Raw genomic sequence first — 15,307 nt, forward strand, 5'->3', positions numbered from 1 at the left:
ATCTTGGACGAGTTGAACGTCTACATACCCATCTTGGTGCTCGGAGCGATAGCCGCGGCCTTCGCGGTGGGATCGGTGGTGATCGCGAGCCTGGCCGGCCCGACGCGCTACAACAAGTCGAAGATGGCGCCCTACGAGTGCGGGATCGAGCCCACCGACAGTCCGGTCAGCGGCCCGCACGCGGCGAGCGGCCAGCGGTTCCCGGTGAAGTATTACCTGACCGCAATGCTTTTTATCGTCTTCGACATCGAAATCGTGTTCTTGTATCCATGGGCGGTCAGCTACGACGCGCTGGGAACGTTCGCGTTGGTCGAGATGGTGGTGTTCATGCTCACGGTCTTCGTGGCGTACGCCTATGTGTGGCGCCGCGGCGGCCTGACGTGGGATTGAGGTAGACGTGGGTCTCGAAGAACAGCTCCCCGGCGGGATTCTGCTGTCAACGGTGGAAAAGGTCGCCGGCTACGTGCGCAAGAACTCCTTGTGGCCGGCGACGTTCGGGTTGGCGTGCTGTGCCATCGAGATGATGGCAACCGCCGGGCCAAGATTCGACATCGCGCGGTTCGGCATGGAGCGATTCTCGGCGACGCCGCGGCAGGCCGATCTGATGATCGTCGCCGGCCGCGTAAGCCAGAAGATGGCGCCGGTGCTGCGCCAGATCTACGACCAGATGGGCGAGCCGAAGTGGGTGCTGGCCATGGGCGTGTGTGCGTCGTCCGGCGGGATGTTCAATAACTACTCGATCGTGCAGGGCGTGGACCACGTGGTGCCGGTGGACATCTACCTGCCCGGTTGCCCGCCGCGGCCGGAGATGCTGTTGCACGCAATCCTGAAGCTGCACGAGAAGATTCAACAGATGCCGCTGGGGGTCAACCGCGAAGAAGCCATCGCCGAGGCCGAGCAGGCGGCGCTGTCGGCCCGGCCCACGATCGAGATGCGCGGGCTGCTGCGATGAGCTCGCCCGACCAAAACCCCCAAGAGGCGATCAGCCAGGCCGACGAAGAAGTGATCGACGTGCGCCGCGGCATGTTCGGCGCCAAGGGCTCGGGCGACACGTCCGGCTACGGGCGCCTGGTGCGCGAGGTCATGCTTCCCGGCAGCAGCCCCCGACCCTACGGCCGCTACTTCGACGAGGTGGTCGACACGCTGGCCGAGGCATTGAAAAGCGCGGGCGTCGAATTCTCCGATGCGATAGAGAAAGTCGTGGTGTACCGCGACGAGCTGACCCTGCACGTGCGCCGCGAGGCGCTGCCCCGGGTCGCCCAGCATCTTCGCGATGAGCCGGGGCTGCGTTTCGAGATGTGTCTGGGTGTCAGCGGGGTGCACTACCCCCACGAGACCGATCGCGAACTGCACGCGGTGTACCCGTTGCAGTCGATCACACACAATCGCCGCGTCCGCCTGGAAGTGGCTGCGCCGGACAGCGATCCGCACATCCCTTCGCTGTTCGGGGTCTACCCGACCACCGACTGGCACGAGCGCGAAACCTACGACTTCTTCGGCATCATCTTCGACGGGCACCCGTCGCTGACCCGCATCGAGATGCCCGACGACTGGCATGGCCACCCGCAGCGCAAGGACTACCCCCTCGGCGGCATCCCGGTGGAATACAAGGGAGCCCAGATTCCCCCGCCCGACGAGCGGAGAGCGTACAACTGATGAGCACAATCACCGACTCGACGCACGACGGCGGCGGCCCGGAAGGCCCGGAGACCGTCTTGGTCGCCGGCGGACAGGACTGGGAACAGATCGTCGAGGCCGCCCGCAAGGCGGACCCCGGCGAACGGATCGTCGTCAACATGGGTCCCCAGCACCCGTCCACCCACGGGGTGTTGCGGCTGATCCTGGAGATCGAGGGCGAAACGGTCACAGAGGTTCGCTGCGGAATCGGCTACCTGCACACCGGGATCGAGAAGAACCTCGAATATCGCTACTGGACGCAGGGGGTCACCTTCGTGACCCGAATGGATTACCTGTCACCGTTTTTCAACGAGACCGCGTACTGCCTGGGCGTGGAGAAACTGCTCGGCATCACCGATCAGATACCGGAGCGGGTAAACGTCATCCGGGTGATGATGATGGAGCTCAACCGGATCTCCTCGCATCTGGTCGCACTCGCCACCGGCGGCATGGAATTGGGCGCCATGACCCCGATGTTCGTCGGTTTCCGCGGCCGCGAGATCGTGCTGACCCTGTTCGAGAAGATCTCCGGGTTGCGGATGAACAGCGCCTACATCCGGCCGGGCGGCGTGGCGCAGGATCTGCCGCCGGGCGCGGAGAAAGACATCGCCGAAGCCCTCAAGCCGCTGCGCCAGGTGCTGCGCGAAATGGGCGGTCTGCTCAACGAGAACGCCATCTGGAAGGCCCGCACCCAGGACATCGGCTACCTGGACCTGACCGGTTGCATGGCGCTCGGCATCACCGGGCCGATTCTGCGCGCCACCGGGTTGCCACACGATCTGCGCAAGAGCGAACCGTACTGCGGATATGAAAACTACGAATTCGACGTGATGACCGCCGACACGTGTGATGCTTACGGGCGCTACATGATTCGCGTGAACGAGATGTGGGAGTCGATCAAGATCGTCGAGCAGTGTCTGGACAAGTTGAAGCCGGGCCCGACCATGATCGAGGACCGCAAGATCGCCTGGCCGGCCGACCTGAAGGTGGGCCCGGACGGGATGGGTAACTCACAGGAGCACATCGCCAAGATCATGGGCGGCTCGATGGAGGCCTTGATCCACCACTTCAAGCTGGTCACCGAGGGCATCCGGGTTCCGGCGGGCCAGGTCTACACCGCGGTGGAGTCACCGCGCGGGGAGCTGGGCGTGCACATGGTGAGCGATGGCGGCACCCGCCCCTACCGGGTGCACTACCGGGACCCCTCGTTCACCAATCTGCAGTCGGTCGCCGCGATGTGCGAGGGCGGGATGGTGGCCGACCTGATCACCGCGGTCGCCAGCATCGACCCGGTCATGGGCGGGGTGGATCGGTGACCGGCCCCCAAGGACAGCCGGTGTTCATCCGGCTCGGACCACCGCCGGAGGAACCCAACGCGTTCGTGGTTGAGGGTGCGCCGCAATCGTATTCGGCCGAAGTGCGGGCGCGGCTGGAGGTCGACGCCAAGGAGATCATGGGCCGCTACCCCAATAAGCGCTCGGCGCTGCTGCCGTTGCTGCACCTGGTGCAGGCCGAGGACTCCTACCTGACCCCGGCCGGTTTGGAGTTCTGCGGTGAGCAGCTGGGCCTGACCGGTGCCGAGGTGTCGGCGGTGGCGAGCTTCTACACGATGTATCGCCGCGGACCCACCGGCGATTACCTGGTCGGTGTCTGCACCAACACGCTGTGCGCCATCATGGGCGGCGACGCCGTATTCGACGCCCTGAAGGAACATTTGGGCATCGGCAACGACGAGACAACCGACGATGGCTCCGTCACCCTGCAACACATCGAGTGCAACGCCGCCTGCGACTACGCGCCGGTGGTGATGGTCAACTGGGAGTTCTTCGACAACCAGACACCGGAGTCGGCCCGCGAGCTCGTCGACTCGTTGCGCTCGGGCACGCCCAAGCCGCCCACGCGCGGCGCCCCGCTGTGCGCCTTCCGCGAGACGTCACGCATCCTGGCCGGCCTGCCCGACGAGCGCCCCGACCAGGGTCAGGGCGGTGCGGGTGAGGCCACGCTGGCGGGGCTGAAGGTGGCGAAGGAAAACGGCATGCGGGCGCCCACCCCGCCGGGAGGCCAGTCATGACCAGCTCGCAGGCCACGCCGCTCACCCCGGTCATCAGCCGGTTCTGGGACGATCCCGAGTCGTGGACCCTTGAGACGTACCGCCGTCACGACGGCTACGAGGGGATGAAGAAGGCGCTGGCGATGGCGCCCGACGACGTGATCGCCATGGTCAAGGACTCCGGGTTGCGCGGGCGCGGTGGCGCCGGCTTCTCGACCGGAACGAAGTGGTCGTTCATCCCGCAGGGCGACACCGGCGCGGCCGCCAAACCGCACTACCTGGTGGTCAACGCCGACGAGTCGGAACCCGGTACGTGCAAAGACATTCCATTGATGCTGGCGACGCCGCACGTGCTCGTCGAGGGCGTCATCATCGCCGCCTACGCGATCCGGGCCAGCCACGCGTTCATCTACGTGCGCGGGGAAGTTCTGCCGGTGCTGCGCCGCCTGCAGAACGCGGTGGCCGAGGCTTACGCCGCCGGATACCTGGGCCGCGACATCAACGGGTCCGGCTTCGACCTGGAGCTGGTGGTGCACGCGGGCGCCGGCGCGTACATCTGCGGCGAGGAGACCGCGCTGCTGGATTCGCTGGAAGGCCGGCGGGGCCAGCCGCGGCTCCGGCCGCCCTTCCCCGCGGTGGCGGGACTCTACGGCTGCCCCACGGTGATCAACAACGTCGAGACGATCGCCAGCGTGCCGCCCATCGTCCTCAACGGTGTCGACTGGTTCCGATCGATGGGCAGTGAGAAATCGCCTGGCTTCACGCTGTATTCGCTGTCCGGGCATGTCGCCCGGCCCGGCCAGTACGAGGCGCCGCTGGGTATCACGTTGCGCGAGTTGCTCGCCTACGCCGGCGGGGTGCGGGCCGGGCACCGACTGAAGTTCTGGACGCCCGGCGGGTCGTCCACCCCGCTGCTCACCGACGAGCACCTCGACGTGCCGTTGGACTACGAGGGCGTGGGCGCGGTCGGCTCCATGCTGGGCACCAAGGCGCTGGAGATCTTCGACGAGACCACCTGCGTGGTGCGAGCCGTGCGCCGCTGGACGTACTTCTACAAACACGAATCGTGCGGGAAATGCACTCCCTGCCGGGAGGGCACCTTCTGGCTGGACCAGATCTACGAGCGGCTGGAAACCGGCAAGGGCACCAACGAGGACATCGACAAGCTGTTGGACATCTCCGACACCATCTTGGGAAAGTCCTTCTGCGCGTTGGGCGATGGCGCCGCCAGCCCGGTGATGTCGTCGATCAAGTACTTCCGCGACGAATACGTGGCGCACGTCGAAGACGGTGGCTGCCCATTCGACCCCCGAGATTCCATGCTGAACGGAAAGGCCTGACACTTTGACCAGTGCCGCCAAAACCGAGACCGGAGACGAGGTACGTCCGCCGGAGATGGTCACGCTGACCATCGACGGCAACGAAATCAGCGTGCCCAAAGGCACATTGGTGATCCGTGCGGCCGAGTTGATGGGTATCCAGATCCCGCGGTTCTGCGACCATCCGCTGCTCGAGCCGGTCGGCGCGTGCCGGCAGTGCCTGGTTGAGGTTGAGGGGCAACGCAAGCCGATGGCATCATGCACCACCGTCGCCACCGACGACATGGTCGTGCGCACGCAGCTCACGTCGGAAGCCGCCGACAAGGCCCAGCACGGTGTGATGGAGCTGCTGCTCATCAATCACCCGCTGGACTGCCCGATGTGCGACAAGGGCGGCGAGTGCCCGCTGCAGAACCAGGCGATGTCCAACGGCCGTGCCGATTCCCGCTTCACCGACGTCAAGCGGACCTTCGCCAAGCCGATCAACATCTCCGCGCAGGTGCTGCTGGATCGCGAGCGCTGCATCCTGTGCGCCCGGTGCACGCGGTTCTCCGAGCAGATCGCCGGGGACATCTTCATCGACATGCAGGAGCGCGGCGCCCTGCAGCAGGTCGGCATCTACGCCAATGAGCCGTTCGACTCGTACTTTTCGGGCAACACGGTGCAGATCTGCCCGGTCGGCGCGCTGACCGGAACGGCCTACCGTTTCCGGGCCCGCCCCTTCGACCTGGTGTCCAGCCCCAGCGTCTGCGAACACTGCGCGTCCGGGTGCGCCCAGCGCACCGACCACCGCCGCGGCAAGGTATTGCGCCGGCTGGCCGGCGACGACCCGGAAGTCAACGAGGAGTGGAACTGCGACAAGGGCCGGTGGGCGTTCACCTACGCGACCCAGCCGGACGTGATCAGCACTCCCCTGATTCGCGACGCGGACGGCACGCTGGTGCCCGCGTCGTGGTCGCACGCGATGGCAACGGCGATTCGGGGCCTCGAGGCGGCGCGCGGGCGCACCGGTGTGCTGGTCGGCGGCCGGGCCACCTTGGAAGACGCCTACGCGTACTCCAAGTTCGCCCGAATCGTGCTGGACAGCAACGATATTGACTTCCGCGCTCGCCCGAACTCGGCCGAGGAAGCCGACTTCCTGGCGTCACGCATCGCCGGCCGGCGCGACGTCAGCTACGCCGATCTGGAATCGGCTCCGGTGGTGGTGCTGGTCGGGTTCGAGCCCGAAGACGAGTCGCCCATCGTGTTCCTGCGACTGCGCAAGGCCGCCCGCAAGCACGGGCTACCGGTGTACGCGGTTGCGCCGTTCGCCACCCGGGCGCTGGTGAAGATGTCCGGGCGGCTCATCAAAACCGTTCCGGGTACCGAAGCGGCGGCGCTGGACGGGCTGGCCACGGGAGAGGTGGGCGACCTGCTGTCCACCGCCGGCGCGGTCATCATGGTCGGCGAACGCCTGGCCACGGTGCCCGGCGGATTGTCCGCCGCCGCCCGGCTCGCGGACGCCACCGGTGCCCGGCTGGCGTGGGTGCCACGCCGAGCCGGCGAGCGGGGCGCGCTGGAGGCCGGCGCGCTGCCCGCCCTGCTGCCGGGTGGCCGCCCCCTCGACGACGAGACCGCCCGCGCGCAGATCGCCGCGGCGTGGCACGTCTCCGAATTGCCTTCCACCGCAGGGCGTGACGTCGACGGCATCCTGGCCGCCGCCGCCGACGGGACGCTGGGCGCCCTGTTGGTCGGCGGTGTCGAACCCGACGACTTCGCCGATCCCGAAGCGGTGCTGGCCGCGCTGGACTCCGCCGGATTCGTGGTGAGCCTGGAGCTGCGGCGCAGCGCCGTCACCGACCGCGCCGACGTGGTGTTCCCCGTCGCGCCGACGGCGCAGAAGGCAGGGGCCTTCGTCAACTGGGAGGGGCGCTACCGCCCGTTCGAACCGGCGCTGCGCTGGAGCAGTGAGCAAGCCAGCCAGTCCGATCACCAAGTGCTCGACGCGCTGGCCGACGAGATGGGCGTCTATCTGGGGCTGTCGACCGCTTCGGCGGCCCGCGCCGAACTCTCCGCGCTGGGCACCTGGGACGGCGGTTGGGCGACAGCCCCGGCCGTCGCGGCCCCGTCCGGGAACCGGCCCGAAAAAGGACAAGCGGTGCTGACCGGGTGGCGGATGCTGCTGGACAACGGCCGGATGCAGGACGGCGAGCCGCATCTGGCCGGGACCGCGCGCAAGCCCGCGCTGCGGCTGTCGGCCGACACGGCCGCCGAGATCGGCGCCGCCGACGGTGACGCGGTCACCGTCAGCACGGCGCGCGGATCGATCAGCCTGCCGCTGATCATCACCGACATGCCCGACCGGGTGGTGTGGCTCCCGCTGAACTCCCCGGGTTGCGCCGTCCACCGACAGCTGGGCGTAACCCTGGGCAGCACAGTGAAAATCGGAGTGGGCTCATGACGACGAACTCCTTGACCGTCTTCGGACACGACACCTGGTGGCTGGTGCTGGGCAAGGCGCTGGCCATCTTCGTGTTCCTCATGCTCAACGTGCTGGTCGCGATCCTGCTCGAGCGCAAGATCCTGGGCTGGATGCAACTGCGGCCCGGACCGAACCGCGCGGGGCCGTGGGGCGTCCTGCAGAGCCTGGCCGACGGAATCAAGCTGGCGCTCAAGGAAACCATCACGCCGGGCGGCGTCGACAAGTTCGTCTACTTCGCGGCGCCGGTCATCTCCACCATCCCCGCGTTCACCGCGTTCGCGTTCATCCCGTTCGGGCCGGTGGTGTCGGTGTTCGGGCACCGCACTCCGCTCCAGCTGACCGACCTCCCGGTGGCGGTGCTGTTCATCCTGGGGCTCTCGGCGATCGGCGTGTACGGCATCGTGCTGGGCGGCTGGGCGTCCGGGTCGACCTACCCGCTGCTGGGCGGGGTGCGCTCCACCGCGCAGGTCATCTCCTACGAGGTGGCGATGGGGCTGTCGTTCGCGGCGGTGTTCCTCTACGCCGGCTCGATGTCGACGTCGCAGATCGTCGCGGCGCAGGACCGGGTCTGGTACGTGTTCCTGCTGTTGCCGTCGTTCGTCATCTACCTGATCTCCATGGTCGGTGAAACCAACCGCGCGCCATTCGATTTGCCCGAGGCCGAGGGTGAGCTGGTCGCCGGCTTCCACACCGAGTACTCGTCGCTGAAGTTCGCGATGTTCATGCTGGCCGAGTACGTCAACATGATGACGGTCTCGTCCCTGGCGACGGTCCTGTTCTTCGGCGGCTGGCATGCGCCCTGGCCCATCAACATGTGGGCCGGCGCCAACACCGGGTGGTGGCCGCTGCTCTGGTTCACCGCCAAGATGTGGACGTTCCTCTTCATCTACTTCTGGCTGCGGGCCTCGCTGCCCCGGCTGCGCTACGACCAGTTCATGGGGCTGGGCTGGAAGCTGCTGATCCCGGCGTCACTGGTCTGGGTGTTGATCGCGGCGGTGATTCGCACCCTGCAGAACCAGGGGTACGCGCACTGGACCCCGCTGCTGGTCGCCTGCAGCATCGTGTTCGCGACGGCGCTGGTGCTGTTGTTGCGAAAACCGTTCGCCACGCCCAGTATTCGCGCGCTGGAGCGACAGCTCCGCCGCGAGGCCAAGCAATTGCCTGCCGGGCAGTCCCCCACACCGGTATTCCCGACACCGCCGCTGCCGATGAAGTCCCTGGCGGCCGCGAGCAAGGAGAAAGCACGTGGCTAAGTTCCTGGATGCCGTGGCCGGATTCGGCGTGACGTTCGGCTCGATGTTCAAAAGGCATGTCACCGAGGAGTATCCGGAGAAGCCGGGCCCCGTCGCGCCGCGCTATCACGGCCGTCACCAGCTCAACCGTTACCCCGACGGCCTGGAGAAATGCATCGGGTGCGAGCTGTGCGCCTGGGCCTGCCCGGCCGACGCGATCTACGTCGAGGGCGCGGACAACACCGAGGAGCTCCGGTATTCGCCCGGGGAACGCTACGGCCGGGTCTATCAAATCAACTACCTGCGTTGCATCGGCTGCGGCCTGTGCATCGAGGCGTGCCCGACCCGGGCGCTGACGATGACCAACGACTACGAGATGGCCGACGACAACCGCGCCGACCTGATCTACGAAAAGGACCGGCTGCTCGCGCCGCTGCTGCAAGACATGCTCGCGCCGCCGCACCCCCGGGCGCCGGGCGCCACCGACAAGGACTACTACCAGGGCAACGTCACCGCGCATGGCCTGCGCGAAGCCGAGAAGGCCGGGGAATCCCGGTGACTGGGGTGACCGGCCAGCTCCTGGCTTCGAATCTGGCTTCGGAGACGATCGTCCGCACCTCCACCGGCGAGGCGGTGACGTTCTGGGTGCTGGGAGCCCTGGCGCTGATCGGGGCGATCGGGGTGGTGCTCGCGGTCAACGCCGTGTACTCGGCGATGTTCCTCGCGATGACGATGATCATCCTCGCGGTGTTCTACATGATTCAGGACGCGCTGTTTCTGGGCGTCGTCCAGGTCGTGGTCTACACCGGCGCGGTGATGATGCTGTTCCTGTTCGTGCTGATGCTGATCGGCGTGGACTCCGCGGAATCTCTGAAGGAGACGCTGCACGGCCAGCGCATCGCCGCCGTCCTGGCCGGCGTGGGTTTCGGCGTCCTGCTGATCGCCGCCATCGGCGCCGCCGCGACCGGCGGCTTCGCGGGGCTGACCACCGCCAACGCGAACGGCAACGTGGAAGGGCTTGCCGCGCTGATCTTCTCCCGGTACGTCTGGGCGTTCGAACTCACCAGCGCGCTGCTGATCACCGCGGCCATTGGGGCGATGGTGCTGGCACATCGCGAGCGCTTCGAGCGCCGCAAGACGCAGCGGGAGCTCTCGCAGGAGAGGTTCCAGTCCGGTCGGCACCCCACCCCGATGCCCAGCCCCGGCGTCTACGCGCGCCACAACGCCGTCGACGTGGCCGCGCTGCTGCCGGACGGTTCGTACTCGGAGCTGTCGGTGTCGCCTATCTTGCGCAGCCGCGGCGCTGACGGTAAGCAAACTCCCTCCCGTGAGGCGAGCCCCTCCCTAACCCAAGGCGGCACCTCATGAATCCGGCCAATTACCTTTACCTTTCGGCCCTGCTGTTCACCATCGGGGCCTCGGGTGTGCTGTTGCGACGCAACGCCATCGTGATGTTCATGTGCGTCGAGCTGATGCTGAACGCGGTCAACCTGGCGTTCGTCACGTTCGCGCGGATGCACGGCCACCTGGACGGGCAGATGATCGCGTTCTTCACGATGGTGGTGGCCGCGTGCGAGGTCGTCGTCGGCCTGGCGATCATCATGACGATTTTCCGTGCCCGCAAATCGGCGTCGGTCGACGACGCGAACCTACTCAAAGGCTGACATCGCCAATATGGGGCCAACATGACTCACTACACCTGGCTGCTGGTGGCACTGCCGCTGGCGGGTGCCGCGATCCTGTTGTTCGGCGGGCGACGCACCGACGCGTGGGGCCACTGGCTGGGCTGCGCCACCGCCCTCGCGGCGTTCGGCGTCGGCCTGAGCCTGCTGAACGAGCTGCTCGGCCGCGCCGCGGACGACCGCGTGATCCACCAGACGGTGTTCACCTGGATCCCGGTCGGCCAACTGCAGGTGGACCTCGGCCTGCAGATCGACCAGCTCTCGGTCTGTTTCGTGCTGCTGATATCGGGCGTCGGGTCGCTGATCCACATCTATTCGGTCGCCTACATGGCCGAAGATCCGGACCGCCGAAGGTTTTTCGGCTACCTCAACCTGTTCCTCGCCTCGATGCTGCTGCTGGTGGTCGCCGACAACTACGTGGTCCTCTACGTCGGCTGGGAAGGCGTGGGCCTGGCCTCCTACCTGCTGATCGGGTTCTGGTACCACAAACCCACGGCCGCGACCGCCGCCAAGAAGGCATTCGTGATGAACCGCGTCGGGGACGCCGGGCTGGCCCTGGGAATGTTCTTGATGTTCAGCACCTTCGGCACGCTGTCCTACGCCGGGGTGTTCGCCGGCGCACCGGCCGCCAGCCGCGGCGCGCTGACGGCGATTGGTTTGCTGCTGCTGCTGGGCGCCTGCGCCAAGTCGGCTCAGGTCCCGCTGCAGGCCTGGCTTGGTGACGCCATGGAGGGCCCCACCCCGGTGTCCGCGCTGATCCACGCCGCCACCATGGTGACCGCCGGCGTCTACCTCATCGTGCGGTCCAACCCGCTCTACAACCTGGCGCCGGATGCGCAAACCGCCGTCGTGGTCGTCGGCGCCGTCACGTTGTTGCTCGGTGCGTTCATCGGCTGCGCCAAGGACGACATCAAGCGCGCGCTGGCGGCTTCCACGATGAGCCAGATCGGCTACATGGTGCTGGCCGCGGGATTGGGCCCGGCCGGTTACGCGTTCGCCATCATGCATTTGCTCACCCACGGCTTCTTCAAGGCGGGTTTGTTCCTCGGCTCCGGCGCGGTGATCCACGCGATGCACGAGGAACAGGACATGCGCCGCTACGGTGGCCTGCGCGCGGCGCTGCCGATAACCTTCGCCACCTTCGGCCTCGGGTATCTGGCGATCATCGGCGTGCCGCCGTTCGCGGGCTTCTTCTCCAAGGACGCCATCATCGAGGCGGCACTGGGCGCCGGCGGCGTCCGCGGCTATGTGCTGGGCGGGGCCGCGCTGCTGGGTGCGGGCGTCACCGCGTTCTACATGACCCGCGTGATGCTGATGACCTTCTTCGGCAAAAAGCGTTGGGCGCCAAGTACCCATCCCCACGAGGCACCCGGCCTGATGACCTGGCCGATGATCCTGCTCGCTGTCGGCTCGGTGTTCTCCGGTGGCCTGCTGGCGTGGCGGGGCACCCTGCAACGCTGGCTCGAGCCGGTCGTCGGGAAGCACGAAGAGGTGACCCACGCCTTCCCCGCCTGGGCGAACACCGCCCTGGCGCTGGGCGTGGTCATCATCGGGATCGCGGTGGCCTACCGGTTGTACGCGAAAGCCGAAATCCCCAGGGTGGCGCCGCTTGCGGTGTCACCGCTCACCACGGCCGCCCGCAGGGACTTCTACGGCGACGCCTTCAACGAGGAGGTGTTCATGCGCCCCGGCGCCGAACTGACCCAAGCGCTCGTCGACGTCGACAACGCCGGGGTGGACGGCTCCGTCAACGCGCTCGCCGCGCTGGTAAGCCGAACTTCGAATCGCCTGCGGGGGCTGCAAACCGGCTTCGCCCGCAACTACGCATTGTCGATGCTGACGGGCGCGGTCCTGGTGGTCGCGCTGATCCTGGCGGTGAAACTGTGGTGAAGAACCTTCCGTGGCTCAGCATCCTGTGGCTGGTGCCGCTGGCCGGCTCGGTGCTGGTCATCCTGCTGCCGCCGGGACTGCGCCGGCTCGCCAAGTGGACGGGCCTGGTCTTCGGCGTCCTGACGCTGGCGGTCGCGGTCGTCGTCACCCTCGGCTTCAAGTCCGGTGGCACCACCTACCAGTTCGTCGAAAGTCATTCCTGGATACCGGCGTTCGGCGCCACCTACTCGCTCGGCGTCGACGGCATCGCCGTGGTGCTGGTGCTGCTCACCGCGGTGCTGATCCCGGTGCTGCAGGTGGCCGGCTGGAACGACGGAGATGGTGACGACCCGTCGCACAGCGGCGAACGCAGCCCTCGCGGCGTGCACGCCTACGTCGCGCTGACGCTGGCCATCGAGTCGATGGTGCTGATCTCGGTGGTCGCGCTGGACGTACTGCTCTTCTACGTCTTCTTCGAGGCCATGCTCATCCCGATGTACTTCCTGATCGGTGGCTTCGGCGGTGGGGCAGGCAGGTCACGCGCGGCGGTGAAGTTCTTGCTGTACAACCTGTTCGGTGGGCTGATCATGCTCGCCGCCGTGATCGGGCTGTATGTGGTGACCGCACAGCACGGTTCGGGAACGTTCGACTTCCGGGAGATCGTCGCCGGCGTCGCCTCCGGCCGCTACGGTGCCGACTCCGCGGTGTTCAAGGCGCTGTTCCTGGGCTTCATGTTCGCCTTCGCCATCAAAGCGCCGCTGTGGCCGTTCCACCGCTGGCTGCCCGACGCCGCGGTGGAGGCCACCCCGGCCACCGCGGTGCTGATGATGGCGGTGATGGACAAGGTCGGCACCTTCGGCATGCTGCGCTACTGCCTGCAGCTGTTCCCCGGCGCCTCAACCTATTTCCGGCCGCTGATCGTCGTGCTGGCCGTCATCGGTGTCATTTACGGCGCGGTCGTGGCCATCGGGCAGACCGACATCATGCGCCTGATCGCCTACACCTCGATCTCGCACTTCGGGTTCATCATTCTGGGCATCTTCGTGATGACGAGCCAGGGGCAGAGCGGGTCGACGCTGTACATGCTCAACCACGGGCTGTCCACGGCGGCGGTGTTCCTGATCGCGGGCTTCCTGATATCCCGGCACGGCAGCCGGAAGATCGCCGATTACGGCGGGGTGCAGAAGGTGGCGCCGATATTGGCGGGGACGTTCCTCGTCTCGGCCATGGCCACCCTGTCGCTGCCCGGCCTGGCGCCATTCATCAGCGAGTTCCTGGTCCTGCTGGGCACTTTCAACCGGTACTGGCTGGCCGCCGCCTTCGGCGTCACCGCGCTGGTGCTGTCCGCCATCTACATGCTGTGGCTCTACCAGCGGATGATGACCGGACCGGTGGCGACCGGCAACGAGAAGATCGGCGACCTGCGGGCGCGTGAATTGCTCGTCGTCGCACCGTTGATCGCGCTGCTGTTCGTCCTCGGGGTTTACCCGAAGCCGGTGCTGGACATCATCAACCCCGCCGTCGAGAACACCATGACCACCATCGGTCAGCATGATCCCGCGCCGAGCGTGCCGGCGGTCAACCGCGCACCCCGGACAGCCGAAGGACCGCGATAATGACCCTCCCCACCCCCAGCATCGAGTACTTCCTGCTCTGCCCGACGCTCATCGTGTTCGGCGTCGCCGTGGTCGGCGTCCTCGCGGAAGCTTTCCTGCCCAGGCGGATTCGATATGGCGCCCAGGTGACGCTGGCCCTGGCCGGTTGCGTCGCCGCCTTCGTCGCGGTGATCGCGGTGAGCCGCTCCGTCCCGGCCTCCGGCCGCGCGACGGTGCTCGGCGCGATGGCCGTCGACCGGCCGACCCTCTACCTGCAGGGCACGGTGCTGCTGGTCGCGGTGCTGGCGGTCATCTTCATGGCCGAACGCACGCAAGCCAAGGCGGACAGCAAGATCGTTGCCGGGGTGGGCGCCGCCGGACCGGTCGGCCTGGATTCCTTCACCCCGCAGGCGTCCGCGGTCCCGGGCAGCGACGCCGAGCGTGACGCGGAGCGGGCCGGGGCCGCACAGACAGAGCTGTTCCCGCTGGCCATGCTGTCCGTCGGCGGCATGATGGTCTTCCCCGCATCCAATGACCTGTTGACGATGTTCGTTGCGCTCGAAGTTCTTTCGCTGCCGCTGTACCTGATGTGCGGCCTGGCCCGGCACCGGCGCCTGCTGTCGCAGGAGGCGGCGATGAAGTACTTCCTGTTGGGCGCCTTCTCATCGGCGTTCTTCCTGTACGGCGTGGCGCTGCTGTACGGCGCGACCGGCACGCTGCTGCTGACCGGCATCCGGGACGCGCTGGCGGCGCACGGGGACACCTCGATGGCGTTGGTCGGTGTCGCACTGCTGTCCGTCGGCCTGCTGTTCAAAGTGGGTGCCGTGCCGTTCCATTCGTGGATCCCGGACGTCTACCAGGGCGCGCCCACCCCCATCACCGGGTTCATGGCGGCAGCCACCAAGGTCGCGGCCTTCGGCGCGCTGCTGCGGGTGGTCTACGTCGCGCTGCCACCTCTACACGATCAATGGCGTCCGGTGCTGTGGACCATCTCGATCCTCACCATGGCGGTCGGAACCATCACCGCGGTGAACCAAACCGACGTCAAGCGGATGCTCGCCTACTCCTCGGTCGCCCATGTCGGGTTCATCCTCACCGGCGTGATCGCCGACAACCAGGCGGGCCTCTCGTCCACGCTGTTCTACCTGCTCGCCTACAGCTTCAGCACCGTCGGCGCGTTCGCCATCGTGAGCCTGATCCGCGACGCCGACGGCGTCGAGGACGCCACCCTGTCGCACTGGGCGGGACTCGGGCAGCGCTCACCGATTGTGGGCGTGATGTTTTCGATGTTCCTGCTGGCCTTCGCCGGCATCCCGCTGACGAGCGGGTTTGTCAGCAAGCTCGCCGTGTTCAAGGCCGCGGCGCAGGGCGGCGCGGCGCCGCTGGTGATCATCGGTGTGGTGGCCAGTGGGATCGCGGCCT

At 67.2% G+C, this 15,307-nt stretch carries 13 protein-coding genes and 1 pseudogene; all 14 read left to right on the forward strand.

Annotated elements, in window-relative coordinates; genetic code table 11:
- Positions 1–12: 12 nt before the first annotated feature.
- A complete protein-coding gene (locus tag A5697_RS15285) occupies positions 13–390 on the forward strand; it encodes an NADH-quinone oxidoreductase subunit A (protein WP_067943488.1) in 378 nt (125 codons plus the stop codon).
- Positions 391–397: 7 nt separating this feature from the next.
- Positions 398–952 carry an NADH-quinone oxidoreductase subunit B family protein gene (locus A5697_RS15290; protein WP_067943467.1) on the forward strand — a complete coding sequence of 185 codons (555 nt, stop codon included), beginning with the start codon at positions 398–400 and terminating at the stop codon, positions 950–952.
- The gene (locus A5697_RS15295; protein ID WP_067943465.1) at positions 949–1,656 is read left to right on the forward strand and encodes an NADH-quinone oxidoreductase subunit C; all 708 of its coding nucleotides are present in this window, start codon (positions 949–951) and stop codon (positions 1,654–1,656) included. Before A5697_RS15290 ends, A5697_RS15295 begins: the two co-directional genes overlap by 4 nt.
- A complete protein-coding gene (gene nuoD / locus A5697_RS15300) occupies positions 1,656–2,993 on the forward strand; it encodes an NADH dehydrogenase (quinone) subunit D (protein WP_067943464.1) in 1,338 nt (445 codons plus the stop codon). Before A5697_RS15295 ends, nuoD begins: the two co-directional genes overlap by 1 nt.
- Positions 2,990–3,748, forward strand: coding sequence for an NADH-quinone oxidoreductase subunit NuoE (nuoE, locus tag A5697_RS15305; RefSeq protein WP_067943463.1), 759 nt, complete (start codon positions 2,990–2,992; stop codon positions 3,746–3,748). The genes nuoD and nuoE overlap by 4 nt, the downstream gene beginning before the upstream one ends.
- Complete coding sequence (gene nuoF, locus A5697_RS15310) at positions 3,745–5,067, forward strand: NADH-quinone oxidoreductase subunit NuoF (protein ID WP_067943462.1); 1,323 nt, start codon at positions 3,745–3,747, stop codon at positions 5,065–5,067. The genes nuoE and nuoF overlap by 4 nt, the downstream gene beginning before the upstream one ends.
- Positions 5,068–5,071: 4 nt before the next feature.
- Positions 5,072–7,486, forward strand: a complete 2,415-nt coding sequence (locus A5697_RS15315) for an NADH-quinone oxidoreductase subunit G (RefSeq protein ID WP_067943461.1) — start codon at positions 5,072–5,074, stop codon at positions 7,484–7,486.
- Between the two features lie 11 nt (positions 7,487–7,497).
- Positions 7,498–8,760, forward strand: a complete 1,263-nt coding sequence (gene nuoH, locus A5697_RS15320; protein ID WP_067943486.1) for an NADH-quinone oxidoreductase subunit NuoH — start codon at positions 7,498–7,500, stop codon at positions 8,758–8,760.
- Positions 8,732–9,298, forward strand: a pseudogene (gene nuoI, locus A5697_RS15325) (NADH-quinone oxidoreductase subunit NuoI); the annotation flags it as partial. The gene nuoH and the pseudogene nuoI, both read left to right, overlap by 29 nt.
- 20 nt (positions 9,299–9,318) lie before the next feature.
- Positions 9,319–10,107, forward strand: coding sequence for an NADH-quinone oxidoreductase subunit J (locus tag A5697_RS15330; protein ID WP_067943484.1), 789 nt, complete (start codon positions 9,319–9,321; stop codon positions 10,105–10,107).
- A complete protein-coding gene (gene nuoK, locus A5697_RS15335) occupies positions 10,104–10,403 on the forward strand; it encodes an NADH-quinone oxidoreductase subunit NuoK (RefSeq protein WP_007168303.1) in 300 nt (99 codons plus the stop codon). Before A5697_RS15330 ends, nuoK begins: the two co-directional genes overlap by 4 nt.
- Positions 10,404–10,424: 21 nt before the next feature.
- Entirely contained in the window at positions 10,425–12,311 is a 1,887-nt protein-coding gene (gene nuoL / locus A5697_RS15340) for an NADH-quinone oxidoreductase subunit L (RefSeq protein WP_068011290.1), read from the forward strand.
- A complete protein-coding gene (locus A5697_RS15345) occupies positions 12,308–13,906 on the forward strand; it encodes an NADH-quinone oxidoreductase subunit M (protein ID WP_197501013.1) in 1,599 nt (532 codons plus the stop codon). The genes nuoL and A5697_RS15345 overlap by 4 nt, the downstream gene beginning before the upstream one ends.
- On the forward strand, positions 13,906–15,307 hold a 1,402-nt coding region (gene nuoN / locus A5697_RS15350; protein WP_067943454.1), incomplete at its 3' end, for an NADH-quinone oxidoreductase subunit NuoN. The genes A5697_RS15345 and nuoN, both read left to right, overlap by 1 nt.

It is taken from the genome of Mycobacterium sp. E3251 (assembly GCF_001666835.1).
GTDB lineage: Bacteria > Actinomycetota > Actinomycetes > Mycobacteriales > Mycobacteriaceae > Mycobacterium.